Here is a 26,183-nt window from a genome sequence, read left to right as displayed (position 1 = left end):
CAACCTCCTTAATCCCAGGCCGTGAGCGGTTTGATCGTGGCCGGTTTCGAGTCGAGCTCCGGCAACGTGACCCAAACGCCAGCAGGCAGGATCGGGCCGTGTTCGGCCAGGGTCGGGTTGAGTGTCCACAGGGCCTCTTCGGCTGTGTCATCACTGCGCCCGGTTTCGCGGTAGAGCAGCAGATTCACTGAATCACCGGCCACGCTTCGTACCTTACGCATTGTTGAACTCCGTTAATCCGACCACCCACTTGATCACCATCGCGGTGCCGTCATCGATGACCTCGCTCTGGTTCTCGTCGATGCTGTTGATCCGCCACAGACCCCAGTTGCGCCCGATACCGTCAATCAACGGCAGCGGCACACGCTGTGCCTGAAGTGCGCGTAACTCATCGAGTCGATCCATGGCCACGGCATACATCGAGGTGCCGCTGATGGTCAGCGATTCCGCTTTCTGCCCGGTCTGACTGGACTTGGGTTTGCTGGTCAGGATCTGGATGTCGCTCCAGCCACCGTCGGACTTTCGCGCCAGCGTGCTGTAGGCGAAGTTGCGCGACAGGCCGAAGATGAAACTGCCCAGAGCCATTTGTTGTTTCATCAGTCGACTCCATCGGTGAGGGCTGCGTCACGGCGGGTGGCGAGGGGGTTGTTTGTCAGCAACGGCAGGAACTGCCCGTGGAATTGCCCGCTCAGTTGTTGGCCGATGATCGTACGAATCTGCTCGGCAGTATCTGGCGCCGGACAGGTGACCTGGATCAGTGGGGAGAAGGTGACTTGCTGGTTTTGCGTCTGCGCGCTCGGCAGTTCTTTGGCAACCTCTGCCGGCGGGGCGAGTTGGTTCGGTGCAGGCGTCGCGAGTTTTTCACCCAATGCGCTTCCCCACTGATTGCCATAGTAGGTGCCAGCTGCTCCGCCAACCCCTCCACCGACAAGTGCCCCGGCAGGACCGGCGAAAGCCCCCAGGAAGGCACCAACGCGCGCCCCCAGGTAATTTCCAGCAACCCCACCCACCAGGCCGCCCGCTCCTCTAGCTGTTTGTTTGCCATCGGCATCGAGCAAGCCGTTGACCACGTCCATACCGGAGTCGAGCATCATCAACGGCATACTCAGAGGGCCAGCTACACGACCGATACGGGCACCTTGACTGACCAGACTTCGGCCTGGACCGGATGTCAGGTATTTAGCTCGGTCAAGCGCAACGGATCCCAGAGTCTTGGCATTGTTAAGCCCAGCGGAACCCCAAGTCTTGGCATTGTTCAGCGCAACGCCCCCCCAAGCCTTCGCACCGTTAAGCGCTGCGGAACCCCAGGATATGGCAGTTGTGCCGACGAACTTGAGGTTGTCGATAGTGGATGTCGTTCCTCTAATGCCCTTGGCCAGCATCGACCCAGCGACCTGCACGCCCTTGATACCGGCAATACTCAAAATCAACGTCCGCGCGAGCTCCGGTGACTCTTCAGCCATGCTGCTCAAGCCATCGGTCGCCCACGCCATCACCCCCGTGAGCCTGTCAAAATCAGGCAGCACAGCAGCGCCAGCGGAGCTAAGGAGACGATCTTTCTGAGCGGTGAAAATGTTCCAGCCCGTTTGCGACGTATCCGACAGCTTCAGCGCAGCCTGATTGACTGCTCCGCCCTCCTCGCCTCGCGCCGAGGATGCGTACTGCTGTTTATCTTTGACGAGATCAAATGCACCTCGCACATCAGCGCTGCGCTCGAGCATTTTCACAACCGGCTGGTCGATCGAAAAAAGCGTCATCGCCAGGCTGGCTTGCTGCTCGGGGGATTTTGTCTTCAGCGCTTCAAGCACCTTGAGAATCGCGCCGGGGGCGTCCCCTTGCATCTGCGCAGCGAGGGCCTTTGGATCGAGGTCAAGTTGAGCGATCACCGCTTTCTGACTAACTGATGCGTTGTCGCCCAACGCCAGCGTCGTGGTGATCCTCTCCAGTGCCACTCCGGCGTCAGCCCTGTTGACGTTGACATTGAGCATTGCCGCAGCAAAAGCCGCAGTCTGTTCGGGACTCAGCCCCGCACCTTTTGCCGAAGCGCCGTAGTTGCTGAGGATCGAACCAATGTCAGCCACCGTGGCACTCAATCGGCTTCCCAGCACGCTGGTGGCATCGGCGAGGTCGAGGGTCTTGGCTCGGTCGAGCCCCATTGAGGTGCGCCAGCCGATCAGCAGATCCGCAACATCCGGCGCCTTCATCTCAAAGGCTGTGGCCGTGATGCCAGTGTCTCGGGTGAAATCACTGAGGTCTTTTTGCCGGGCGGCTTCAGTCTTCTGATCGCTACCAACCCCACCTTTGTTACCGGCATACATCACGCCTGCCAGATCCAGCACCGTGGTACCGCCGGCTGCCACTTTGCGCTCGGCGGCCATTTTCTCCAACGACACCCGCAACGCATCGCGTTGATCGCCCTCAACGCCTGCAACCCGTCCCAGTCGCGCCATCGTGCTATCAAGGTTGATCGCTGGCTGCAGGTATTTGAAAGGTTGCGTTGCGCCATTGACGCCTGACGGTTTCGACTCAGCTCCCACGGCCGCGCTGCCCGCTAGTGCTGGCCGGTCATTGAGAGACTGTTGCAGCGAGCGCTGTGAAAGCAGCACAGCGTGTATCGATCCCAACACATCCCTGAGCTGAACCTGCTCGGCGGTCAGATTTCGCAATTCGCTGGTGGCATCGGCCAGCGCCAGGCTTAGCCCGGCAACACTGCCGTCAAAGTTCGAAGCAGGTGTTGCGGCTCCTGCTGACATCGTCGGAGCCATCAAGGCGGCAGTCTTGCTGGCCGTGCTCAATGCCCGGGTTTCTTGATTGACCTCAGCGAACGTCAACGCATAGTTATCATCTGCCATGCCGCTCTACTCCTGTTTCACGCCAAGGCGAGTGATCGCTATGTCGTAGCGGCGCAACGCCTTTTCGGCGTCCCATTCCAGAATCTCCGCTTCACTTACCGGGTAAATGAGCGGGACGATATCGAGGATTACTTCGATGTCGCGTTCCGAAAGTAGGCCGCCGGCTGGTTTAAAAAATCGTCGATGCGCACCTGCAATTGGGTCCAGTCAGGGACGCTCAGTTGGGCCAGATCGGGGATCATCAGACCGGTGCAGTGGGCAGTGATGAACTCGGCGCGTTCTTTGGCCGTTTTCAGTTTCTTCATCACTTTGGTGGCGCGCAGTGCGGGCATTTCCAGCGACAGCGAGGTCACGGTGCGGCCGGTCACGGCGAGCGGTTGCAGCAGTTGCACTTCGTCAGGATCGTCGGACTTTTCCGCGTCCTCGACCTGCTCCAGAAAGTACGACGCCGGACGGGTCGACATCTCGTGCACGTACTGAGCGATGCTCACGTAGTCCGGGCGTTTCAGCTGGTCGAGTTCCTTGACCGACAGGCCGGTGGCGAGCAGCGCCAGTTCGAAGAACTGATCGTCTTCATCATCGCCGGCGCGTTCCAGCGCTTCTTTTTGCGCGGCGTAGAACAGCGGCTTTAGCTGGATCTGCTCGATCTGCGCGCCGTCGTCACCGGTGATCGGCGACAGCAGGTCATGCTTGGGTGGCATCCACGACATGTATGAATTCCTTGGTGATTCTTGAGGGGGTGTAGCAATCCCCTTGTAGGAGTGAGCCTGCTCGCGATGGCGGTCTTTCAGGCACATTGATGTTGAATGTGCTGGCCTCATCGCGAGCAGGCTCACTCCTACAGGGTTTGGGGTGTATCGAGGGTTACGGCATCAGCACCGCACGGCGCGCATCACCAAGGATGTCGACGCCGTTAAGCACGAACTTCTGGGTGCGTACGTCGATGTCGATCACCGGGATGCCGTTTTCCAGACGGTTGTAGGTGCGGCAGGAGAAGTCCAGCGTCGTCAGGGCTTTGCCGCCCATTTTGATTGCGTCTTCACCCATGGTTTTGAGCTTGCCGCCGATGGTGTGATAGGTAAACCAGGTGTTGCCGTCCTGATCCTGACCGGCTTCACGCACGTTCAGCAGAATGTCGTCGCCCAATTTCACACCCATGGCGAGCAACACTTCGGCGCCCGTGCCCTGCAGCTTGATCTGAGCATTCAGCGGCTTGGCACTCTTGGCCATTTCCTCAACGATGAAGCGCCCGCCCGTCATGTTTTCCATGTCGAAATCGATTTTCGGCGGGGTGAATTCCTCCACGGTCGCCGACAGCGGCAGGCCCTGCAGGGTGGCCGCGATGGCCTGTCTTACGCGGTTGGTAAACATTAGAGAACGTCCTCCAGGAACTGCTCGATGATTTCATCGCGGGCGTTGAGTTGATAAACCATGTGTTCGTTCGGCGCGTAGCGGCCGTAGTCGATGACCACGTACCAGGTGCCGTTCTTGTACTTCTCGACGCTGTTGAGTTCCGGGTGCAGGTACACGCTGCCGCCAGGAATGGTTTCGTCGGCGACCAAGGTCTGCAGCCAGTCGTTGATGCGCTTGACCTCCTGATCCATGAACGACTTGGTCAGGTTCTTGGCCATGGCTTTCTGACCGGCCTTGACCAGCTTGCGGCTGATCGCATCTTCGAGGCCGACGTAGCTGATGAACTTGCCGGTGATCGAGCGGTTACCCAGCAGCGAGAAGCCGCCGAGCACAGTGCGGGCGTAGTAGCTCACGCCGTAACGGTTGAGCAGATCGCCTTCTGTGGAGGTGTCGAGGATGTTGTATTCAACGACCCGGGACACGTCTTCGGCGTAGGTCACCTGGTTGCCCGGGCTCTCCCACTGCTTGACCTTGGCCAGCGCGGCAATCGCCAGGCTGGACGGCGCGAGGAACACGTTTTTCTTCGCGGCTTTCGAGTACACGGCGGGCATGTTGTGCACCACCAGGCAACGGTCAAAGCCTAGATCGGCGCCGCCCAGTTCCTGGCTGTAAGTCACTTGATCTGCGACCGAGGCATCCTTGCCGTCCAGCACCACACGGGCCTTGATGCGCTTGCCGAACGAGGCGAACTCGCTGGCCACCGCTTTGGTGCCGGTGAAGCCTGGCGCGCCGATGATGGTCAGGTCTTCTGGGACACTGCCCAGTGCCGCCAGACCGAGCTTGCGGCCGGTGGTTGGATCGACACCGCCGATCACTGCGTTGACGGTGTCGGCCGGGGTCGCGCCCGCTTCGACGATCACCACGTACACTGGTACCTTGACCACTTTGAGGATCTGGTAAACCGCGTGATACAGCGTGCCTTCTTCAGCGCCGGTCGGATCGAGCAGCGCGTGGGTGGTGAAGCTGTTGATGCGGAACGGTGCGTTGCGCGGAATCAGCGGATCGGCTTTCGGCGCGGTGCCGACCAGACCGATGACGTTGTCACCCAGGCCACCCATGGCCTCGGGGGATTCGGTGGCATTGACGGTAATGCCGTTGTGCTCGAAGTTCAAAACCTCAGCCATGGTTAGTCAGCCTTCTTGGCAGCGGCCTTTTTGGCCTGGGTGGAGGGTGTTTTCAGTTCCAGTCGACCGGCGCTGTGCAGGGCACTGGCCTCGACGTCGAGCAGATCCAGGTCTTGACCGACGCTCGACCAGTGCCCACCGCCGGTGGGGAATGGAACGAGCACGGTGTAGGTTTGGCGGGTTGCCATTTTTCGTTTCTCCATAAACGGGAAAGCCCCTCGTGGGGAGGGGCTTTGGCGGGTGTTGAATGTATTGGGCGGATAAGAAAACGCGCCGGAGTGCGGGGCGTTTATTCGGGCTGTTCGGCGATCCAGGCCGGTACTACCGGGCGTGAATCTTTGGATGGAAAATCGGGCGATTGTGGCCAATCACGCAGGCTACGAAGGAAAAACAGGAGTTCGCTGAACTGTTCTGGAGCTAGAGTAGGCCGCTGATTAATTTCGACTTGGTCACGATGTCTCTCACGTAACCATTTGACTCTTTCAAACTCCAAATCTCTCCACACACGCTCTTCGGCAGCTAATACTTCTACCGTGGGCTCTGGCGGATTAACCCAAATTGGGAGCCCCTCCGAGTCATGGCTGCGAACTTTGCCAGGACTGGATGTGCCCAAAACCTCGGCAAACCGTGATTCAGTAATCAATACTGCGTCTGCCGGCATCTCTTTGTGAATACCTTCAAGATAGGTACAACCTGTCGACTTGCTGTAGTAACGCATATTTTTTTCCTCTATCGGCCAACCGCAAACCAGTAAAACTGGGCCGTCGCCGATGTACCGCTATGCGACCAATTAAAATTTGTCTTAGTCCAGTTACCAAGCTGCCAAGGGCTGCCACGTCCAGCACCGACTTGTGTTGCACCATCGGCGTAATTGATCAGCACCGCGAAAGGGAACACAGGAAAGGCCAATGGAAACGCTTGAGTATTTAATGCACCCGAAGCAACGGCCGGAGAGAGCCCCCACTGCATAATGAGACTTCCCATCCACTTCGGGAAAACGATGTAGCCGTTTGAGGTAAAACTTGCTGAAAATCCAAAACGTAGCTTTTTTGGGGTGACGATTGTCGTGTCATCAACACCGTCTTCTGTTTGTGTTTGCGTGGCAACTTTCGCCGTACCTTGATGGAACTCAGTCGCTTGCTGCGCCAAAACGGCCAACCCGGCAATATCAATGCTTCCCTCGTTGACCGGGGCGTTCCACGCTTTGATGCACCACATGACAGCGATGTTGCGAGGGCGAGACACACCTAAAGCACTTGCATTTACCGGCGTCGAGCCCGTGGTGAAAACTGCGTTACTGACGGAATAGTCCAAAGCTGTATGCGGATCAAGGCCGTGTAACTTGCCTATATCCGCATCCGATGCGGTGTTGTGCCAGAGACCGGAAACTGCGGGGTTAACATTAGATGGGTCAAAGGACTGCAAAGTACCTTTTTGCCAACTCCCCAAAGTTCGGCCCGCATCCACCCCGCGCCCATGATCCCAACCACGCAAGAACTCACCGCGTGATTCCGGCAAGCGGAAGTTACCGGAACCCTCATCGCCCCTGTTGTAAGTGGTACTGAGAAACGCCGCCAAATCCGGATAGGTCGCAATGCTCTGCACACTGCCATCCAGCTCCAGATAACCGGGCGCAACGATCCCCGTCGGGAAGGCCAAAATAGCACCCACCGGAACCGCGGATTTGAGGCGTTCGACTTCCTTGGCCAGTGCGGCTACATCGATGGTTCCCTGATTGACCGGGGCGTTCCAGGCTTTGATGCACCACATGATAGCGATGTTGCGGGGGCGAGTTTCATTTCCCCCTGCATTGACGGTAGTTGTGGGCGACGTCAAATTGTTTGAATCAGGCCCTGAAGTTGCCAGATACCCACCCGTAGCGGGAGGTGTTACGACACCGTTAACAACTCCAGCGCTCGTACCCCCAAAAGGGTCAATGTTTGCAGCTACGCTGTCAAAGTACCGGTGACTGTGACTTTTATAATCATCAGCCTGAAAGCTACCGACTTGACGTCCCAAGTCGACTCCCCGCCCATGATCCCAACCGCGCAAAAACTCCCCACGCGCTTCCGGCAAACGGAAATTCCCGACACCCTCATCACCCTTATCAAACTTGCCGCCCAGATAAGCGCTCAAGTCCGGGTAAGTCGCACTGCTCTTGACGCTGTTATCCAGCTCCAGAAAACCCGGCGGCGGTGCATCCACCGGGAACGCAACAATCGAACCCACCGGCAACGCCGAAGCCTTGGCAATCAGCGCTTCAACTTCAGCCTTGGTGTAGGAATCCTTGATCCCAAACCCGGCCAGCGTTTCAGGATTGGCACCGGCAGTCGCCCGACCATATTCATCAACCGTCAGACTCTTGTAAGTCCCGGCCGCAATCCCGGTTCGCCCGGCCAACATCTTGAACGTCAGCGCAGTAGTGCCAAGGGTAATCGGCGCATTCGTGGTCAGGTGCCACAGCGAATCACCGTTGGCCGTACCCTCCTCCACCATGACCGTCAGGCCTGGCGTGACCTTGGCGCTGGTATTGGCATCAGTCGCCCGCACCCAGTCGCCATTGGCGACGATCCACAGGCCGTTGTCCTTGGCCAGCGTCTGGTTCGCCAGCAGCACACGGTCACCGGCAATCACGGCCACGCCGTCAATCTGCTGGGCACCGTTCAACACGATGTTGGAGGATGCCGCGACGCGCACCGATTGCTTGCCATCGAGTTTGCCGAGTTCTTCGGCCAGATAACTCATGACCCAGGCACGGGTGGCCTTGACCACGGTGTCGTCGATCAGCAGCGTCACCAGGGATGCATTGCTGGTCTCGAAAATCGAGCGAATGTAGAACTCTTTGCCCGAACCCGAAGTAGCCAGAACCGGTTTGAATGACTCCGGATATTTGACGATGGCGTAGAGAATGCCGGTGTCAGTCCACAGCCCGGCCTCTCGCACATACCAGCCGCCAACATCGGGCGGAATGGTCACTTCGGCGAGCAGCCAGCTCGGATTCTTCTCGTCCTGGAACAGCGCATTGAGCGGCCCGCGCCAGACTTCGCGTTTCAGCGCGGTGGCGGTTGCGGCCGGGTTGTAGACCGAGCCGCCGCCGTCGCCGACGGAAATCTGCGTCAACTTGATCGGCGTGCCCGCGGCCTTGCACGCCGTTTCGTAGGCAATCCCTGCGTTGGTAAGCAGGGTGTAATAGTCAGCCATTCAGGCCCCCTGAGGATAAATAGTGGATGTTTCGACGGTGTACATCGCGGCGGCCATGAACGCCTCGCCAGAGGTTTCGAGCCCTTCGATGAACACCGGATAAACCGTCGTCAGCTCACCGCAGAAAGTCGCGGCGGCGATGGAGTGGCTGCCGAACGCGCTCAAGCCAACCGTCACCGAAAGGATGTCCCGCTCGCTCTTGGCATCAGCCAGACGCCGGTCGAGACGGGCGTCGATTTCTGCGCTGTAGGGTTGATCGCTGAAAGCGCGCACCCTGAAGCTGTAAGGCACGCCGGGAGGCGTCTGTTCGTACCAGGCGCGGACTTCGGGGCGCAGTTGCAAACCCTTGGCCGCGTTCTCCAGCGCCTTGCGAGTGCCGGCCTGCCGCGCGGTGGGCCAGGCCAGTTCGACGGTCAGGCGCTTTTCCGCTTCCGGTGCGCTGGTGCTCCATTCGGCGACACCGCGATCCGCTGCCAGATACGGCAGAAATGCGACCGGCGTTTCGCTCGGGTTCATCAGTTCGGGGAACGGCGGCGCGATGCGATCAAGCAGTGCGCCAAAGCCCAGATCCAATCCACGTTCGAGTGCCGAGCTGTTGGCCGGCAGCAACGTCGGGCTATGCGTTGGCTCATTCATAGCGTCAGCACCTCGACCTCGACCGCCGTGCAGTACGGTGCCTGAAACGCAGTGGTGACGATCGGCGCCAGCGGTTCAAGAATCTGCAGTTGTACGGCGCCGGCGCTGTGCAACGTGTAGTCGATCCAGCTCGGATCGACCCGCCCTTCGAGGCGATGGCAACTGTCGGCGTAGGCCTGCAATTGCTGTTGCGCGGCGACTTTGGTCAGGCCCGAATCGGGACCGGAATTGATCTTGGCCACGACACGAATCTTGTAGCGCTGAATGTCGGCTGCCTTGACCGTGACCAGATCGGTTTCCGGTCGCACATCAGGGCGGGCGAAGTGCTGACGAACGCCATCCAGCAACGCTGCAGACGGAGTGCCATCGCCGTCTCGCGACAACACCGTGACCTGCACTTCGCCCGGCGCAGTACGCCGACCGTTGCCGTCCTTGACCTGTGCCGCAAGGCCATCAGGGTTGAAGGTGTAGGTGACACTCACCACGCCAGCATCGCTGGATTCGACCTTCACCGTTGGCCGTTCACCGAGGGTGAATACCTCGCGGCGATACTGCATTCGCGAGCCCGCTGCCGGGGCATGCGGCGCCAGGTAATAGCGCAGCCGGGCGTCGTCATCACTTTCATAAATCGGTGGTATTGGCGGGAAGGCTGCCGGGTCACCCGCATCGAGCAACTGTCGCTCCAGGCCCATGTCCGCCAGCCGTGCATCGAGGTTGCTGCCGGTCGCCCACCACGCCAGCATCTGCTTGATGCGGGCGTTGTATTTGCGTTCGTGGGTTTGCAGGCGCACGCAGAAAGCCTCAAGCGCCAGGGTCAGCAGTTCGCTCTCGTTGTCGAGGCTGGTCTTGAGTTTCGCCGCGCTTTCGGGCGCTCGGGCGCCGACGTACTCGACGACGAAGGTCTTGAACTCGGCGAGCAGGTCTTCGAAGGCGTCGACGGTGATCAGCGCCGGTTCGGCCAATTGGTTCTGGCCGGGGATCAACATGCTCATGTCACTACCTCGAAGGTCTGTTGACGGTTTTTCCAGGTGCCGGCGAAACGCAGCAGCAGACCGGCGCCCTGACGGCTGGCGACGATCACGCTCGGCTGAAAATCGCTGATCCCGTTCTGCGCGTTGTAGAACGCCTGAGCCGCGTGGCTCTGGGCCAGAAGCAGAACGTCGTCACCGAGGTTCTGCCCCAGCAGCGTGGGGATCAGCGAGCCATAAAGGGGCCTTTTTTGCCGGGTGCCCAGCGGCGTGGTCAGGGCCCGGGTCGCGCGCTGCACAAACTGCAGCCAGTCGTCGACCGTGGCCCCGGAGTCTCTATCGATTCCGATCATGGGAAGCTCTTGATTCAGGGGCTGATGACGCGGCCCTGGTGATCCACCAACGGGCCGCTGAAGTGCACGCCCGAGGCGTCAATGCTCAGGCCGACGGCGCCGAGTTGCAGGCTGATCAGCTGTGGCGTCATCGTCAGTTGCGCCGGGCCGATGCTCAGTGCAAGCGACTCGCGAGAGCCACTGAATGCGGCAGGGCCGTTTTGCCAATGCAGGGTATGCGTGGCGTCGTCGTAGCCGCTTTCGCTACCGTCCTGATGTACGCGGCGAGTCAACGTCGGCACATTGGAAACGGGTGGAAACCGGTCACTGTTCAAGCCGAACAACGCCACACTTTGCGCCCCGCTTTCACCGCTGCCGTAATTGAACAGCAGACACTGTTCGCCGACGCTCGGAATCCGCGATTCGCTCTGCGCCCCGGCGCTCGGGTTGAAGAACTTGATCGCCGGCGTCAGCAGTCCACCGTGACTGACCTGGCAGGTGTTGCTCGCCGCATCGACTGCCTGACAGACGCCGATGCGACAGAAACTCTCGGCGCGGCGGTGCAGGTCGTCGATCTCCGCTTCCATCTCCGCCAGCCGCTCGATGATCGGGCCCAATTGCATGCGCAGTAATGCGTCGAACATCGGTCAGGCCTCCAGCGCGGTGTATTGGTCCGGGTCGTCAATGTTGCTGACTTCCCAGGTACGGGCGAATTTCGGCGTGCCGAGCGGGTCGTCGAGCAAGGTCGGGCCGAGATAGAGGGTCTGGGTGAAGGTCAGCGTCCATGCCTTGTATTGCTGATCGGCGCGGACAAGCAGTGACGGCAAACCATCAATGTTCATCGGCAAATCGCATTGATCGCCGGGCAGGCTCCAACGGTTGTCGGTGATCAGGTTTTTCAGCACGGCGATCAGATCGCAGGCGGCAAATGCGCTCGCAGAAAGTGCCGGAATGACTTGCAGCGACACCGTCATGACGTGGGCGATACGCCCGTCAGCGGCACGTGCGCCCGGTGCATTACGGTCGAAGTCGATCAATGCCCAGGCCTGAGCGCCGGGTGCCGTGAAGTCGTCGTGATTGCCAACTTGCAAATTAAGGCCGGCGCTGTTGCGCAGGGTAGTCGCCATCGCCGTGAACAGCTGCGAAGGCTGCTGGATCGGTGCGGGCATGCATGACCTCCTTTTCAATTGTCCACGCGCAGCCCCGCCGCATGAGTTGTGCAGCGAGGCAAGAAAGTGTTGAGTTACTGTGGATCGCGCGGCGGGGGAACTTCGCAGACGCCAATACGCTTGGCGGCCCAGCGTTCGTAAAGACCGATGGCCACGTCGGCACCGGCCATGGCGGTCAGGCAACCGAAGGCACCAGCGGCCCAGATGGATAGTCCGGCGGCGTACAGCAGCATGATCGCCGAGACGCCGCAGATCATGCAGGCCCCGGAGCGCAGGGCCAGACGCCGCAGCAATGACCAGCCACGGGCGCCCTCCTTGTCGGCGCGCCACATTTCGCCGGACACCCCGCCCACCACGGCAAGGAGGATGACCAGCCAGATCGGCATGTCCGCCAACGCTTGTTGCTCGTTTGTCATGTCACGCCTCCTGGTTCTAGTTGATGAGTGTTGTGTGTTGGGTTCAAGCGATGTCTCTTCAGGTAGGCATTCCAAAAAGCCCGGCACTGAGGCCGGGCTTTTCAGTAATGCGCTCCCGCTGACGGGGTTAACGCTTATGCCTGAATCAGAACGGAGCCACTGGCCAGTCAATCGTGTAGGGATAGCCAGCCTGTTTTTTCACGTCGGAGACTGCAATGTAATATTGCTGATAAGCGAGCCATGCGGCTTCTTCCTCTGGCGTGGCAACACTGAGATTCACCTTGTAATTGACCGGGTTGATATCAAGCCAGCCAGCGGCTACGCCGAGCCGCTGTCGTACAAACAGCGTTACCTGATCAACATGGTCTTGATAAGTGGGCTCAGAAAACTCCCAGCCATTCGCGCCGTATGTAGCCTTCCAGCCCACTTGAACAACGGTTTCAATTGCAAATCCGTACCAACCGCCGGATATGCCCGGGGGATTGATGACAGGTTGGTCCTCAGAGACCTGAATCATTACCGCCTTGGAATACGCAGCAATATTGCTCATCTCAATGAAAACGTATTTCTTCATGAATATTTCCTTATAACAAAATGGGCCGAGACAAAGTTCTCGATGCGCCAAAGATTCAGTAAGGCGCAACAGGCCAAATGATTTTTTCGGATAGCCGGACTGTTTCAATGTCGCTGACAGCCATGGAATACTGCTTGTGAGCCAGTAGCAACGCATGTTCTTTTGGGGTAGCTACAGAAATCAGGCAGGCATTTCGAAAGCCCGTTGGTGAGACCGGGCTTTTCAGTAATGCGCTCTAAGAGGCAGGCGCGTTAACGCATTCGCATCAGAACGGGGCGACTGGCCAGTTGATTGTCGGGAAGGTGTTCTGGTTGATAACTTCGCTGACGGCAACGCAGTACTGCTTATAGGCAACCAATGCCGACTCATCTGCCGCAGTGGCGATGCCGAGATCCAGCTTGTATTGCAAAGGGTTGAACATCAACCAGCGCCCGGCTGCGTCAAAGCGTTGTTGCATGCGGCCATTGGTGGTCATCTGTTGCTCGAGGAGAGTTGTCTCAACATACTCATCGCCAAAAGGCCCCCAGCTGATTTTCATTCCCGGTTGCGCAATGTCGTTACCGGTGATGTTGCGCCATTGGGCAAAAGGTTCATTTGCCGGAACAGCGGGTGCCGCGCCCTCAGACTCGACGATCTGAAGAATCACGGTGTAACCCATTACTGTCGTTGTAAGTGCGTAACGATTCATTCCAACTTCCTTTTTATTGATTACCAGCGAACGCTGTTTGTCATGTCTGTCAGTACGGGGCGACTGGCCAGACGATAGTTGCCGGATAACCCGGCTGTTTATCGATGTCGCTGACGGCGATGCAATATTGCTTGTGCGTCAGCAGCAGGGCTTGTTCTGCCGGGGTGGCAACGTCGGTCTCAACTTTGTAATTCAGGGAGTTGAGCAGCAACCAGCCAGCGGCAACATTCAGCAATTGCCATTTCTGCTGCTGCGCTTCATCGCGCAGGTCTTGCTCGGAGGGCGGCGTGAATGTCCAGACGCCATCGAATGTTGCGCCCCAACCGACGCGAATCTGTGTATTACCTGTTACATCAACCCAAAACGAAGTTGGCGAAGCAGGTGCTTCCGGGCTGACTTCACTTTCCTTGAGCTGGGTAACTTTGCTGTATTCAACCAGTGCATAGAGATTCATTTAGTCTTCCTTTGTGCGGTGTTAGCGATGAATGTCGTGATGGATCTGGCAGGCATTCCAAAAAGCCCGGCACTTAGCCGGGCTTTTCAGTAATGCGCTCCTTCGCCTTCCTTCAAATCCTGTATCCGAGAAGGAAGCTGACTTTTCGGCGCTACTGGCGCGGTACGAGTCCATTCAAATTGTTTTTCCGACCGCGGTCCCTGCCCGCCGGATAACTGCTCTTGGTGCTTTACGCTGCACACCCGGGTCAGTTGCCAACCCTCTGAACCGTTGAGGCCGGTTCATCGCTGCCTGTTCTTGTGGAACTAAAGAGCTGTTGTTGCCAGCCGCTTCGTCGAGCGGCTTGGTGGCAAGAATATGCATGGATGCATATACAGTCAATGCATAAATGCATTTATTTATGCGCGAGAAATGCACGGACGCATGCAGACCGCATAAATCAAGGCGCCGAGGGTTTTGTTCAGGCGAAAAAAAACCCGCCATGAGGCGGGTTTTATGCGAAGGGGAGTACCTATCGAGCGTACATGCCCCACCAGAAGACGTGACCAAGGATGACGATCTGCTCGTCCTGCATATCCTGGAAGCTGTAGTCCTCGTCCGGATGTTCATCGCGGTTGAAGCTGCGCAGACGGATGCCGGTCGGCAGACGATAGAGCTGCTTCACGCGCAACTGACCGTTGTGGTTGATCGCGTACAGATCGCCATCGATGATATCGCCGATGCCGCACTTGCCGGCATTGACTCCGACCGTGGCGCCGTCACGCAACACCGGCATCATGCTGTTACCGCGCACCGTCACGCATTTGGCCTGGTCGAACTGCACACCGTTGTGGCGCAGGCTGCGCTTGCCGAAGCGCAGGCTAGAGCGTTCGCTCTCTTCGATGACGAATCTTCCTGATCCAGCAGCCAATTCAACCTCACGAAGAAAGGGCACCGACACCTCGTCGTCATCGACAGGGGTATCGTCTCGTCCCACAGGCTTATGTCCTTGAGTTCCGCATGCACGTCATCGCGCGCGCCACCGGTCGCGATCGCGACATCGGCGCGGCCACGCAATTGATCGGTGCTCACATTGAAGTATTCGGCGATCTTCGAGATATGTTTATCCGAAGGATCGACGATCTTCCCGCTGAGAATCCGCGAGAGCGTTGATTGAGGCACGCCGGTGCGACGGTGGAGCTCCGTGGGGGAGATCCCGTGCTGGTCGAGCAGTGCTCTTAAGACGGAGGATACGTTGCGTTTTTGCATAACGCGCATAGTGCTTGAAGTTTTTTCCGAAGACAAATGCTGATTTGCATAAATCGTGCATAAATCACAATTAAACGCAAAAAGTGTCAGCCGGCCGTCATGCCTGCGTCGAGCCCGACCGCCCATGGTAACCTTGCGCCCATCGCGGAAAAGCCCGGCGGTTGCCCTCGCTTTTGCCCTACATCATTTAACGAGTTACCTGACAATCCGATGAATAAAGCCGTCTCCGACCTGTCCTCCCACACCCCGATGATGCAGCAATACTGGCGCCTGAAGAATCAGCACCCGGATCAGCTGATGTTCTATCGCATGGGCGACTTCTACGAGATCTTCTATGAAGACGCGAAGAAGGCGGCCAAGTTGCTCGACATCACTCTGACCGCGCGCGGTCAGTCGGCGGGGCAAGCGATCCCGATGTGCGGGATTCCTTACCACGCGGCGGAAGGTTACCTGGCGAAACTGGTCAAGCTCGGTGAGTCGGTGGTGATCTGCGAGCAGGTCGGCGATCCGGCCACCAGCAAGGGCCCGGTAGAACGTCAGGTGGTACGGATCATTACCCCGGGCACGGTCAGCGACGAAGCGCTGCTCGATGAACGCCGCGACAACCTGATTGCCGCCGTACTAGGCGACGAGCGTCTGTTCGGTCTGGCGGTGCTGGACATTACCAGCGGCAACTTCACTGTGCTGGAGATCAAGGGCTGGGAAAAACTGCTGGCGGAGCTGGAGCGAGTCAACCCGGTGGAACTGCTGATCCCGGACGATTGGCCGAAAGACCTGCCGGCGGAAAAGCGCCGTGGTGTGCGTCGTCGTGCGCCGTGGGATTTCGAGCGTGATTCGGCGCTGAAAAGTCTCTGCCAGCAGTTTTCCACACAAGACCTGAAAGGCTTCGGTTGTGAAACCCTGACCCTGGCCATCGGCGCCGCCGGTTGCCTGCTGGCCTACGCCAAGGAAACCCAGCGCACCGCCCTGCCCCATCTGCGCAGCCTGCGCCATGAGCGTCTGGACGACACCGTGGTGCTCGACGGCGCGAGCCGCCGCAACCTCGAACTCGACACTAACCTGGCTGGTGGTCGCGACAACACCCTGCAATCGGTGGTTGATCGCTGCCAGACCGCCATGGGCAGCCGTTTGCTGACCCGTTGGCTGAACCGTCCGCTGCGCGATCTGACCGTGCTGCTGGCGCGCCAGACCTCGATCACTTGTTTGCTCGACGGCTATCGCTTCGAAAAGCTGCAGCCGCAGCTCAAGGAAATCGGCGACATCGAGCGGATTCTCGCGCGTATCGGCCTGCGCAATGCGCGTCCCCGTGACCTCGCTCGCCTGCGCGATGCCCTCGGTGCCCTGCCGCAATTGCAAGTGGCGATGACCGACCTCGAAGCACCGCACCTGCAACGCCTGGCGACTACCACCAGCACCTACCCGGAACTGGCGGCGCTGCTGGAAAAAGCCATCATCGACAACCCGCCAGCGGTGATCCGCGACGGCGGCGTGCTGAAAACCGGTTACGACAGCGAACTCGACGAGTTGCAATCGCTGAGCGAAAACGCCGGCCAGTTCCTTATCGATCTGGAAGCCCGGGAAAAGGCCCGCACCGGTCTGGCCAACCTGAAAGTTGGCTATAACCGTATTCACGGCTACTTCATCGAACTGCCGAGCAAGCAGGCGGAATCGGCTCCGGCAGACTACATCCGTCGCCAGACGCTCAAGGGCGCCGAGCGTTTCATCACGCCCGAGCTGAAAGAATTCGAAGACAAGGCGCTCTCGGCCAAGAGCCGTGCCCTCGCTCGCGAGAAAATGCTCTACGAGGCGCTGCTGGAAGACCTGATCAGCCAGTTGCCACCGCTGCAGGACACTGCCGGCGCATTGGCCGAGCTGGACGTGCTGAGCAACCTCGCCGAACGTGCGCTGAACCTTGACCTGAACTGCCCGCGTTTTGTCAGCGAGCCGTGCATGCGCATCACCCAAGGGCGTCACCCGGTGGTCGAGCAGGTGCTGACTACGCCGTTCGTGGCCAATGACCTGAGCCTGGATGACAACACCCGGATGCTGGTGATCACCGGCCCGAACATGGGTGGTAAATCCACCTACATGCGCCAAACCGCATTGATCGTGCTGCTGGCGCATATCGGCAGCTTCGTGCCGGCGGCCAGTTGCGAGTTGTCGCTGGTGGACCGGATCTTCACCCGGATCGGCTCCAGCGACGACCTGGCCGGCGGCCGTTCGACCTTCATGGTCGAGATGAGCGAAACCGCCAACATTCTGCACAACGCCACCGAGCGCAGCCTGGTGCTGATGGACGAAGTCGGTCGCGGCACCAGCACCTTCGACGGTCTGTCCCTGGCATGGGCCGCCGCCGTGGCGCATCTGCGTGCCTATACTCTATTCGCTACGCACTATTTCGAACTGACTGTGCTGCCGGAAGCCGAACCTTTGGTGGCTAACGTGCACCTCAACGCCACCGAGCACAACGAGCGCATCGTGTTCCTGCACCATGTGTTGCCGGGGCCTGCCAGCCAGAGCTACGGCCTGGCGGTGGCGCAACTGGCCGGCGTGCCGAGTGAAGTGATCGTGCGGGCCCGGGAGCACCTGAGCCGACTGGAAGACACCGCATTGCCGCATGAAGCGCCCAAGCCTGCCGTCAAAGGCAAACCGGCGGTCCCGCAGCAGAGCGACATGTTTGCCAGCCTGCCGCATCCAGTGCTCGATGAGTTGGCGAAAGTGGATCTCGATGACCTGACCCCGCGTCGAGCGCTCGAATTGTTATATGCACTTAAGAACCGGATCTAAGCAGCAAAGAACCGGATATAACGCAAACGGCTTCAAGCTGTTAGAATCTCGCGCGGTTTGGGATGCTGCTGGCTAATAGCCTGGCTGGCAGACATCGCTCCCGAACCTGGCGACCCCAACCGTGAAGGGGCTACGCTGCCGCCGCCTGAGGAGAAAATTAGAAATGACCTTCGTCGTCACCGACAACTGCATCAAGTGCAAGTACACCGACTGCGTAGAAGTCTGTCCGGTGGACTGCTTTTACGAAGGCCCGAACTTCCTGGTGATTCACCCGGACGAGTGCATCGACTGCGCCCTGTGCGAACCGGAATGCCCGGCCGTCGCGATTTTCTCTGAGGACGAAGTTCCAGAGGATATGCAGGAGTTCATTCAACTGAACGTTGAATTGGCTGAAATCTGGCCGAACATCACCGAGAAGAAAGAATCGCTGCCGGATGCCGAAGAGTGGGATGGCGTCAAAGGCAAGATCAAAGACCTCGAACGCTGATCTGTCGCGCGTTACCAAAAGGCCCCTTGCGGGCCTTTTTGCTTTTTCGGATTTTACTTTTCTACAGGCAAAAAAAGGGGCGGTATGACCCGCCCACATTTTTTCCCTATTCCCTGTATTCCTTTTCATCGTCCTGATGAATCGCGTCCTGCGATGTCCGTTCCCCTCTTCCCTGAAGGGCGTGTCTGTCCGTCGACACAGTGCTGATACTAGAGAGTTCCCTGCCGAGAGCAATCGGCCCGGCGGGATGAAAATCGCTGTAATAAGCACTTCATATTAAAAAATAAGCATATAAATCAATTGGTTAAATGCGACTCTCGGCAGTAGTCGACGTCTACCGTCCTGCAAAAATGGGGAACGCTTACGAAAGAGTAAGCCAAGGCTTACACCGCAAGACTACAAACGATGGAAATGCTGACCATTTGTCCGGCAATGAACTTTGTGGCGAGGGAGCTTGCTCCCGCTTGAGTGCGCAGCGCTCATGAACCTTTAGGGTTGCTGCGCAACCCGGCGGGAGCAAGCTCCCTCGCCACAGACAGTCATCAGCCAATATCCGAGCAATAAAAAAGCCCCGAACCAGTCGGGGCTTCTTGCGGCAGGCGTGTGAGGCGCTTACTGAAACAGCGACTCGCTCGACAGGCCATTCTTCTCGAGGATTTCGCGAAGGCGCTTGAGGCCTTCCACCTGGATCTGCCGCACCCGTTCCCGGGTCAGGCCGATCTCCAGGCCTACGTCTTCCAGCGTGCTGCTCTCATGGCCGCGCAGGCCGAAGCGGCGTACGACCACCTCGCGCTGCTTGTCGGTCAGTTCCGAGAGCCATTGATCGATGCTCTGCGACAGGTCGTCATCCTGCAGCAGTTCACATGGATCGGTCGGACGGTCATCCGTCAGGGTGTCCAGCAGGGTTTTATCCGAATCCGGACCCAGCGAGACGTCGACCGAAGAAACCCGCTCGTTCAGGCCGAGCATGCGCTTGACCTCGCCCACCGGTTTTTCCAGCAGGTTGGCGATTTCTTCGGGTGAGGGTTCGTGATCGAGCTTTTGCGTCAGCTCCCGTGCCGCCCGCAGGTACACGTTGAGCTCCTTGACCACATGGATCGGCAACCGGATGGTCCGGGTCTGATTCATGATCGCGCGCTCGATGGTCTGACGGATCCACCAGGTCGCGTAGGTCGAGAAGCGGAAGCCACGCTCGGGATCGAACTTTTCCACTGCGCGGATCAGGCCGAGATTACCCTCTTCGATCAGATCCAGCAGCGACAGCCCCCGATTGACGTAACGCCGGGCGATCTTCACGACCAGCCGCAGGTTACTTTCAATCATGCGCTTGCGCCCGGCAGGGTCGCCACTTTGCGACAGACGCGCAAAATGAACTTCTTCCTCCGGGGAGAGCAGTGGTGAAAAGCCGATTTCGTTGAGATACAGCTGCGTGGCATCGAGTGCCCGAGTGTAGTCGATGTACTTGTGTTGTTTAAGTGAAGCGGATTGTCTGGATTTGGAACGAACGGAAGGTGGAGCAGCCCCTTCATCATTCGACATCGAAGATTCCGAATCGATGCCGGCCTCCATAAGGAGAACCTCATCGTCGATGTCAAACTCCGGCACTTCTTTACTGAGAGCCATTGTTATAGTCCTTTGGTGAGTTCGACCCCAAGCTCAAGCGACGCCTTTATCCTTGGCAGCGCTGGAGCCTGTCCCCTCTACGCGACGGAACAGGCTGGCCTCAAATCAACGTTTGGGCAGGAACTGCAGCGGATCTACAGGTTTACCTTGGCGGCGAATCTCAAAATGCAGTTTCACCCGGTCTGTACCCGTGGACCCCATTTCGGCAATTGTCTGTCCGACCTTGACCTGCTGCCCCTCCCGAACCAACAGCCTGCGGTTATGTCCGTAGGCACTGACGTAGGTTTCGCTGTGTTTGATGATGACTAATTCGCCGTAGCCCCTTAAGCCACTCCCGGCGTAAACCACCGTCCCATCAGACGCAGCTAAAACAGGCTGTCCCAAATCTCCGGCGATATCAATTCCTTTATTCAAACTACCGTTTGAAGAGAATTTTCCAATCAGAATGCCATTAGATGGCCATCCCCAGCCGGTCGGGGCCGGGCCCGGTGGAGGCATCGGAGCCGGAGTCGATTTGTTCGCGACGGACGGTGCAGCCCCCGCAGCAGCGGCTCCGGAGCCGGTCACGGTGGTGGTCGTCGTGCCATTCGCCTGGCGCCGGATTACCGTGGTTTTGCTCGACGATGATGGCGCGGAACTGCCGTTGCTCACCACCGCTGTCGGTGTTGAACCGGTGCGGCCGTCAAAGCGAATTGTCTGACCCGGGTGGATCGTATACGGCGTAGGAATATTGTTGCGGGCCGCGAGGGCTTTGTAGTCCCAGCCATAGCGAAAAGCGATGGAAAACAGCGTATCGCCCGGACGGACTACATACTGTCCGGTCGTGACGGCCGGACGCTGGGCCGCCGCGCTGTTGCGATCGACCACCCGCACGTTGCTCGATTTAGTGCTGGAGCAACCGACCAGCAAGGTGCTCAATACAAGGCCAGTCACCAGGCGCTGAAAGCTCGTGTTACCCATACGCTGCGCAATGACTGTGAGACTCACCCGCCGCTCCCTTTGTGGTGGCTGAAATATGTGGAATGCCGAATCGCGGCAAGTAGTGTCGCAAGTATAACGGGCCGAACCGGCTTTACCGTTAAAGATGCGAAAACGCTTCACGCACACGTTTGCCCGTGGACAATTCGTAGCGTTTAAACCATCACTGCCGGTGTAAGACACAGGCCAGCGCAAGGAATTCAGCGCCCGCAAATAAATGCTCAGGCCAGCGGGCCATTGAGCAATGGCACGAAACGCACAGCTCCCAATACGTGACGGGAAAAGCCGTGTTCTTCACGCACGATCAACATCAGTTGCTGCACTTCCCCCGAGCCGACCGGAATCACCATCCGCCCACCCGGTGCCAGTTGATCGAGCAAGGCCTGCGGCACGTCGGTCGCGACCGCGGTGACGATAATGCCGTTGTACGGCGCCAGCGCCGGCCAGCCTTCCCAGCCATCGCCCCAGCGGAACACCACGTTGCGCAAGTTAAGCTCGACCAGGCGTTCCTTGGCCCGATCCTGCAGGACCTTGATGCGTTCGACCGAAAATACCCGCTCAACCAGTTGCGACAGCACGGCTGTCTGATATCCCGAACCGGTCCCGATCTCCAGCACCTTGTCCAGCGGCCCCGCCTCCAGCAGCAGCTCGCTCATGCGCGCCACCATATAAGGCTGGGAGATGGTCTGGTTGTGGCCGATCGGCAGTGCGGTGTCTTCGTACGCGCGGTGCGCCAGCGCTTCATCGACAAACAGATGACGCGGCGTACGGCGGATCACTTCCAGCACCTTGGCGTTGGACAGGCCTTCTTCATACAGCCGCTGGATCAGACGTTCACGGGTGCGCTGCGACGTCATGCCGATGCCGCTGCGCAGTCTGTCTTCGTGTTCACGAGCCATCAGCGCAGTTCCTCCAGCCAGCCGTCGAGACTTCTGAAGGCATCATTGAAAGTGCGATCGAGCTGCAACGGCGTGATCGACACATACCCCTGCATCACCGCATGAAAGTCAGTGCCCGGGCCGCCGTCTTCGGCATCACCGGCCGCAGCAATCCAGTAGCCGGCCTTGCCACGCGGGTCGACCACTTTCATCGGCGCCGCAGCACGGGCGCGATGGCCCAGACGGGTCAACTGAATGCCACGAATAAGATCGATCGGCAGATTGGGAATGTTCACGTTCAGCACCGTGCGCGGCGGCAGGTCCAGCCCGGCGTGGGCCTCGACCAGTTTGCGCGCGAAATGTGCCGCTGTCGCCAGGTTGTCCACCTGTCGTGAGCACAGCGAGAACGCAAACGAAGGGCGCTCGAGAAAGCGTCCTTCGAGGGCTGCCGCCACAGTGCCGGAATACAGCACGTCATCGCCCAGATTGGCACCGAGATTGATCCCGGAAACCACCATGTCCGGCTCGCGCTCCAGCAGGCCGTTGAGGCCCAGGTGCACGCAGTCGGTCGGCGTACCGTTGAGGCTGATGAAACCGTTGGCCAGGTATTGCGGGTGCAACGGACGGTCGAGCGTCAGCGAACTGCTGGCGCCGCTTTTGTCCTGCTCCGGGGCGATAACCACGCATTCGGTGTAATCCGCCAGCGCAGCATAAAGCGCGGCGAGACCGGGTGCGGTTACCCCATCGTCGTTAGAAATCAGAATACGCATGGGCTGTCCGTCTGCCCCACCGGCACCAGATCAACGAGTTCGCGCACCAATACGGTGGCGAAGCATCCGGCCGGGAGGACGAATTCCAGTTGCAGAATGTCAGGCTGGGGATAATGCCACGACAACCCGCCAATGGGCAGCCGCAGGATGCGACGTTCGTGGCTCATTCCGGCATTGATCAACCAATCGCGCAGATCCGCCTCACGCTCGGCAATCCCCTGCTCCAGATCATGGACAGCGCCGGCGGCCGGTGAGTCACCTTCGCCCCACTGCGGACCGGTCGGGTGCAGGTCGAGAATCGCCAGGCGCGGATCGCTGCATTCGGCCTCACCGGCCGGGAAAAAACTGCGGCTGTCGGTGAACGCCAGCAGATCGCCGACTTGCGCCTGCTGCCAGGTGCCATCGGCCACCCGGGCGGCCAGTACCTGATTGAACAGAAAACTGCGCGCCGTCGATAGCAGCCGCGAGCGCACATTGCGCTGCTCCGGTAGCGCCTTGCGCGCCGCCCAGGCACGCGCATCAACGACGTTACCGCCGTCATGGCCGAAACGCTGGGCGCCGAAATAATTGGGAATGCCTTGCCTGGCGATGAGTTGCAGACGCTGCTCGATCGCATCCTTGTCGCCGGCAAACTGGGTCAGGCGCAAGGTGAAGCCGTTCGCCGAATGCGCGCCGCGTTGCAGCTTGCGCTTGTGCCGCGTGGTTTTAAGGATCTTCAGCGTGTCGTTTTCCGCCGCCGACAGATCCGGATCAGCCTTGCCCGGCAGTTGCACGCTGAACCACTGACGGGTCAACGCCTGACGATCCTTGAGCCCGGCATAACTGACGGTGCGCAACGGCACGCCGGCGGCCTTGGCAATTCGGCGCGCTGCTTCTTCGGTATTCAGGCCACGTTTTTCGACCCAGATCCACAGGTGCTCACCATCGCCGCTGAACGGGATGTCGAGCACTTCATCGACCTGAAAATCTTCGGCGATGGCTTTCAGAACCGCAGTGCCGAGTGGTTCGCCATAGGCCCGCGGGCCAAGCAATTGCAGTTCGTTCATGCGCGCAGCAACAAGGCAACGGAATGCACGGCGATGCCTTCTTCGCGACCGACAAAGCCGAGCTTTTCGGTGGTGGTAGCTTTCACGTTCACTTGATCCAGTTCAACTTGCAGATCGGCGGCGATCAACGCGCGCATCGCTTCGATATGCGGGGCCATTTTCGGCGCCTGAGCGACGATGGTGTTGTCGACGTTGCCGACTTTCCAACCCTTGGCGTGGATCAGCGCGACCACATGCCGCAGCAGCACACGGCTGTCGGCGCCCTTGAATTGCGGGTCGGTGTCCGGAAAGTGCTTGCCGATATCGCCCAGCGCGGCCGCGCCGAGCAAGGCATCGCTCAAGGCATGCAGCAGGACGTCACCGTCGGAATGAGCGAGCAGCCCGAAGCCGTGTGCAATACGCACGCCGCCCAGAGTAATGAAATCGCCTTCAGCGAAACGGTGAACATCGTAGCCGTGGCCAATACGCATAAAAAAACGCCCCGATTTTTGTCAGGGCGTGATTCTACCTGCATTAACCGCGCAGGGCGCGTGCGTGATGCTGCAAGTGGTCGTCAATGAAGCTTGAGATGAAGAAATAGCTGTGGTCGTAGCCCGGTTGCAGGCGCAGCGTCAGCGGATGACCCGCTTGTTTTGCAGCTTGTTGCAGGGCTTCGGGTTTGAGCTGCGTGGCGAGGAAGTCATCGCGATCCCCCTGATCGACCAGCAACGGCAGTTTCTCGTCGGCGTCAGCAATCAGCGCGCAGGCATCCCATTCTTTCCACTTGGAACGGTCTTCGCCCAGATAGCGGGAGAATGCTTTCTGCCCCCACGGACAATCCATCGGGTTGTTGATCGGCGAAAACGCCGACACCGACTGGTAACGCCCCGGATTGCGCAGCGCGCAGACCAGCGCACCGTGACCGCCCATGGAGTGGCCGCTGATGCTGCGTTTGTCCGACGCCGGGAAATGCGCTTCAACCAGTGCAGGCAATTCCTGCACGACATAGTCATGCATCCGATAGTGCCGCGACCATGGTTCCTGCGTGGCATTCAGATAGAACCCGGCGCCAAGGCCGAAATCCCAGGCGCCATCCGGATCACCCGGCACATCCGGGCCGCGCGGACTGGTGTCCGGCGCGACGATGATCAGACCGAGTTCGGCGGCCATGCGCATCGCCCCGGCCTTCTGCATGAAGTTCTCGTCGGTGCAGGTCAGACCGGACAGCCAGTACAGCACCGGCAGCTTGCCACCCTGCTCCGCTTGCGGCGGCAGGTACACGGCAAACACCATGTCGCAGCCGAGCACGTCGGAACGGTGGCGATAGCGCTTGTGCCAGCCGCCGAAACTTTTCTGACAGGAGATGTTTTCCAGACTCATGTAAAGACTCCTACGCGGCCCCGGCTATAAACCTTCAAGGCCTGTAGCCGTGGCGTCGCGATTGATCAGAAATGAATGACGGTGCGGATGCTCTTGCCTTCGTGCATCAGGTCGAAGGCCTTGTTGATGTCTTCCAGACCCATGGTGTGGGTAATGAAAGTATCGAGCGGGATCTCGCCGCTCTGCGCCATGTCAACGTAGCTTGGCAACTCGGTACGACCACGCACGCCGCCAAATGCCGAACCACGCCAGACGCGACCGGTCACCAACTGGAACGGACGGGTCGAAATTTCCTGACCGGCGCCGGCAACACCGATGATCACCGATTCGCCCCAGCCCTTGTGGCAACATTCCAGCGCCGCGCGCATCAGTTGCACGTTGCCGATGCACTCGAAGGAAAAGTCGACGCCGCCGTCGGTCATGTCGACGATCACTTCCTGGATCGGACGATCGAAGTCTTTCGGGTTGACGCAATCGGTGGCGCCCAACTGCTTGGCGATCTCGAACTTGGCCGGGTTGATGTCGATGGCGATGATCCGCGCGGCCTTGGCCTTCACTGCACCGATGACGGCCGACAGACCGATGCCGCCCAGACCGAAGATCGCCACAGTGTCACCCGGCTTGACCTTGGCGGTGTTGATCACCGCACCGATACCGGTGGTTACGCCGCAACCGAGCAGGCAGACCTTTTCCAGCGGCGCATCCTTGGCGATTTTCGCCACGGAGATTTCCGGCAGTACCGTGTATTCCGAGAACGTCGAAGTACCCATGTAGTGGAAAATCGTTTGGCCCTTGTAGGAAAAGCGCGAAGTGCCGTCCGGCATCAGACCTTTGCCCTGAGTAGCGCGAATCGCCTGACACAGGTTGGTCTTGCCCGACTTGCAGAATTTGCACTGGCCGCATTCCGGGGTGTACAGCGGAATCACGTGGTCACCGACGGCGACCGAGGTGACGCCCTCGCCGATGGCTTCAACGATCGCGCCACCTTCGTGGCCAAGGATCGACGGGAAGATGCCTTCCGGATCCGCACCAGACAGGGTGTAGGCATCGGTGTGGCAAACCCCGGAAGCCACCACGCGCAGCAACACTTCACCGGCCTTGGGCATGGCCACATCGACTTCTACGATTTCCAGCGGCTTCTTGGCCTCGAAGGCAACGGCGGCGCGCGACTTGATCATGC

General features: G+C 59.2%; 28 protein-coding genes and 1 pseudogene. 2 read left to right on the top strand and 27 right to left on the bottom strand.

The genetic code is table 11. The features are described 5' to 3' along the window. Positions 1-8: 8 nt before the first annotated feature. The 19 genes and pseudogenes from E3Z29_RS08520 to E3Z29_RS08430 all read right to left on the bottom strand — a co-directional run bounded on the left by E3Z29_RS08520 (position 9) and on the right by E3Z29_RS08430 (position 15,075). A complete protein-coding gene (locus E3Z29_RS08520) occupies positions 9-221 on the bottom strand; it encodes a tail protein X (protein ID WP_095667376.1) in 213 nt (70 codons plus the stop codon). Further along, positions 214-597 carry a phage tail protein gene (locus tag E3Z29_RS08515; protein WP_047601251.1) on the bottom strand — a complete coding sequence of 128 codons (384 nt, stop codon included), beginning with the start codon at positions 595-597 and terminating at the stop codon, positions 214-216. The genes E3Z29_RS08520 and E3Z29_RS08515 overlap by 8 nt, the downstream gene beginning before the upstream one ends. Continuing rightward, complete coding sequence (locus tag E3Z29_RS08510) at positions 597-2,852, bottom strand: phage tail tape measure protein (RefSeq protein ID WP_134785555.1); 2,256 nt, start codon at positions 2,850-2,852, stop codon at positions 597-599. Before E3Z29_RS08510 ends, E3Z29_RS08515 begins: the two co-directional genes overlap by 1 nt. A 128-nt stretch (positions 2,853-2,980) precedes the next feature. After that, positions 2,981-3,562 carry a phage tail assembly protein gene (locus E3Z29_RS08505; protein WP_027611060.1) on the bottom strand — a complete coding sequence of 194 codons (582 nt, stop codon included), beginning with the start codon at positions 3,560-3,562 and terminating at the stop codon, positions 2,981-2,983. Between the two features lie 154 nt (positions 3,563-3,716). Further along, complete coding sequence (locus tag E3Z29_RS08500; protein ID WP_007908799.1) at positions 3,717-4,223, bottom strand: phage major tail tube protein; 507 nt, start codon at positions 4,221-4,223, stop codon at positions 3,717-3,719. Continuing rightward, entirely contained in the window at positions 4,223-5,389 is a 1,167-nt protein-coding gene (locus E3Z29_RS08495; RefSeq protein ID WP_047291938.1) for a tail protein, read from the bottom strand. The genes E3Z29_RS08500 and E3Z29_RS08495 overlap by 1 nt, the downstream gene beginning before the upstream one ends. A gap of 2 nt (positions 5,390-5,391) precedes the next feature. Further along, positions 5,392-5,577, bottom strand: coding sequence for a hypothetical protein (locus E3Z29_RS08490; protein ID WP_007964321.1), 186 nt, complete (start codon positions 5,575-5,577; stop codon positions 5,392-5,394). Between the two features lie 101 nt (positions 5,578-5,678). Next, positions 5,679-6,107, bottom strand: coding sequence for a phage tail protein (locus E3Z29_RS08485; protein WP_102355679.1), 429 nt, complete (start codon positions 6,105-6,107; stop codon positions 5,679-5,681). Between the two features lie 11 nt (positions 6,108-6,118). Further along, on the bottom strand, positions 6,119-8,590 hold the full coding sequence (locus tag E3Z29_RS08480) for a phage tail protein (RefSeq protein WP_256662075.1): 2,472 nt from the start codon (positions 8,588-8,590) through the stop codon (positions 6,119-6,121). Next, positions 8,591-9,226, bottom strand: a complete 636-nt coding sequence (locus E3Z29_RS08475; RefSeq protein ID WP_134785554.1) for a phage tail protein I — start codon at positions 9,224-9,226, stop codon at positions 8,591-8,593. Next, on the bottom strand, positions 9,223-10,218 hold the full coding sequence (locus E3Z29_RS08470) for a baseplate J/gp47 family protein (protein WP_134785553.1): 996 nt from the start codon (positions 10,216-10,218) through the stop codon (positions 9,223-9,225). Before E3Z29_RS08470 ends, E3Z29_RS08475 begins: the two co-directional genes overlap by 4 nt. Beyond that, entirely contained in the window at positions 10,215-10,547 is a 333-nt protein-coding gene (locus E3Z29_RS08465) for a phage baseplate protein (protein ID WP_003222189.1), read from the bottom strand. Before E3Z29_RS08465 ends, E3Z29_RS08470 begins: the two co-directional genes overlap by 4 nt. Before the next feature lie 14 nt (positions 10,548-10,561). After that, positions 10,562-11,170 (bottom strand): phage baseplate assembly protein V, encoded by a 609-nt coding sequence (locus E3Z29_RS08460; RefSeq protein ID WP_103520485.1) that lies wholly within the window; start codon positions 11,168-11,170, stop codon positions 10,562-10,564. Between the two features lie 3 nt (positions 11,171-11,173). Next, positions 11,174-11,695, bottom strand: coding sequence for a hypothetical protein (locus E3Z29_RS08455; protein ID WP_134785552.1), 522 nt, complete (start codon positions 11,693-11,695; stop codon positions 11,174-11,176). Between the two features lie 74 nt (positions 11,696-11,769). After that, a complete protein-coding gene (locus E3Z29_RS08450) occupies positions 11,770-12,111 on the bottom strand; it encodes a phage holin family protein (protein WP_003222183.1) in 342 nt (113 codons plus the stop codon). Between the two features lie 145 nt (positions 12,112-12,256). Next, positions 12,257-12,685, bottom strand: coding sequence for a phage tail assembly chaperone (locus E3Z29_RS08445; protein WP_256662074.1), 429 nt, complete (start codon positions 12,683-12,685; stop codon positions 12,257-12,259). 265 nt (positions 12,686-12,950) lie between these two features. Continuing rightward, the gene (locus E3Z29_RS08440; RefSeq protein WP_103367843.1) at positions 12,951-13,373 is read right to left on the bottom strand and encodes a tail fiber assembly protein; all 423 of its coding nucleotides are present in this window, start codon (positions 13,371-13,373) and stop codon (positions 12,951-12,953) included. Between the two features lie 49 nt (positions 13,374-13,422). Further along, positions 13,423-13,827 (bottom strand): tail fiber assembly protein, encoded by a 405-nt coding sequence (locus tag E3Z29_RS08435; protein WP_134785551.1) that lies wholly within the window; start codon positions 13,825-13,827, stop codon positions 13,423-13,425. A gap of 511 nt (positions 13,828-14,338) precedes the next feature. Beyond that, positions 14,339-15,075, bottom strand: a pseudogene (locus E3Z29_RS08430) (helix-turn-helix transcriptional regulator). A 210-nt stretch (positions 15,076-15,285) separates the two neighbouring features. Here E3Z29_RS08430 and mutS point away from each other — a divergent pair. Together mutS and fdxA are read left to right on the top strand one after the other, a co-directional pair. After that, positions 15,286-17,862: a DNA mismatch repair protein MutS gene (mutS, locus tag E3Z29_RS08425; protein WP_134785550.1), complete on the top strand. Its 2,577-nt coding sequence runs from the start codon at positions 15,286-15,288 to the stop codon at positions 17,860-17,862. A gap of 163 nt (positions 17,863-18,025) precedes the next feature. Continuing rightward, positions 18,026-18,349, top strand: a complete 324-nt coding sequence (fdxA, locus tag E3Z29_RS08420) for a ferredoxin FdxA (protein WP_003222178.1) — start codon at positions 18,026-18,028, stop codon at positions 18,347-18,349. A gap of 612 nt (positions 18,350-18,961) precedes the next feature. On the opposite strand, the gene rpoS is transcribed toward fdxA, so the two are convergent. From rpoS to E3Z29_RS08380, 8 genes are all read right to left on the bottom strand, one after another. Further along, positions 18,962-19,972, bottom strand: coding sequence for an RNA polymerase sigma factor RpoS (gene rpoS, locus E3Z29_RS08415; protein ID WP_007964304.1), 1,011 nt, complete (start codon positions 19,970-19,972; stop codon positions 18,962-18,964). 105 nt (positions 19,973-20,077) lie between these two features. Further along, positions 20,078-20,959: a peptidoglycan DD-metalloendopeptidase family protein gene (locus E3Z29_RS08410; RefSeq protein WP_098967475.1), complete on the bottom strand. Its 882-nt coding sequence runs from the start codon at positions 20,957-20,959 to the stop codon at positions 20,078-20,080. A gap of 212 nt (positions 20,960-21,171) precedes the next feature. After that, positions 21,172-21,807 carry a protein-L-isoaspartate(D-aspartate) O-methyltransferase gene (locus E3Z29_RS08405; RefSeq protein WP_169841266.1) on the bottom strand — a complete coding sequence of 212 codons (636 nt, stop codon included), beginning with the start codon at positions 21,805-21,807 and terminating at the stop codon, positions 21,172-21,174. 41 nt (positions 21,808-21,848) lie between these two features. Next, on the bottom strand, positions 21,849-22,598 hold the full coding sequence (gene surE, locus E3Z29_RS08400) for a 5'/3'-nucleotidase SurE (protein WP_134785549.1): 750 nt from the start codon (positions 22,596-22,598) through the stop codon (positions 21,849-21,851). Then, entirely contained in the window at positions 22,586-23,644 is a 1,059-nt protein-coding gene (gene truD / locus E3Z29_RS08395; protein WP_098967473.1) for a tRNA pseudouridine(13) synthase TruD, read from the bottom strand. The genes surE and truD overlap by 13 nt, the downstream gene beginning before the upstream one ends. Next, the gene (gene ispF / locus E3Z29_RS08390) at positions 23,641-24,114 is read right to left on the bottom strand and encodes a 2-C-methyl-D-erythritol 2,4-cyclodiphosphate synthase (RefSeq protein ID WP_027611044.1); all 474 of its coding nucleotides are present in this window, start codon (positions 24,112-24,114) and stop codon (positions 23,641-23,643) included. The genes truD and ispF overlap by 4 nt, the downstream gene beginning before the upstream one ends. A 43-nt stretch (positions 24,115-24,157) precedes the next feature. After that, positions 24,158-25,003 carry an S-formylglutathione hydrolase gene (fghA, locus tag E3Z29_RS08385; protein WP_134785548.1) on the bottom strand — a complete coding sequence of 282 codons (846 nt, stop codon included), beginning with the start codon at positions 25,001-25,003 and terminating at the stop codon, positions 24,158-24,160. Positions 25,004-25,068: 65 nt separating this feature from the next. After that, positions 25,069-26,181 (bottom strand): S-(hydroxymethyl)glutathione dehydrogenase/class III alcohol dehydrogenase, encoded by a 1,113-nt coding sequence (locus E3Z29_RS08380; protein ID WP_027611042.1) that lies wholly within the window; start codon positions 26,179-26,181, stop codon positions 25,069-25,071. Positions 26,182-26,183: the final 2 nt, after the last annotated feature.

This window comes from Pseudomonas sp. S150 (assembly GCF_004526365.1).
Taxonomy (GTDB): Bacteria; Pseudomonadota; Gammaproteobacteria; order Pseudomonadales; family Pseudomonadaceae; genus Aquipseudomonas; species Aquipseudomonas putida_A.
Note: the sequence above shows the minus strand (reverse complement) of the source record. Positions and strands in the feature narration are given on the sequence as shown.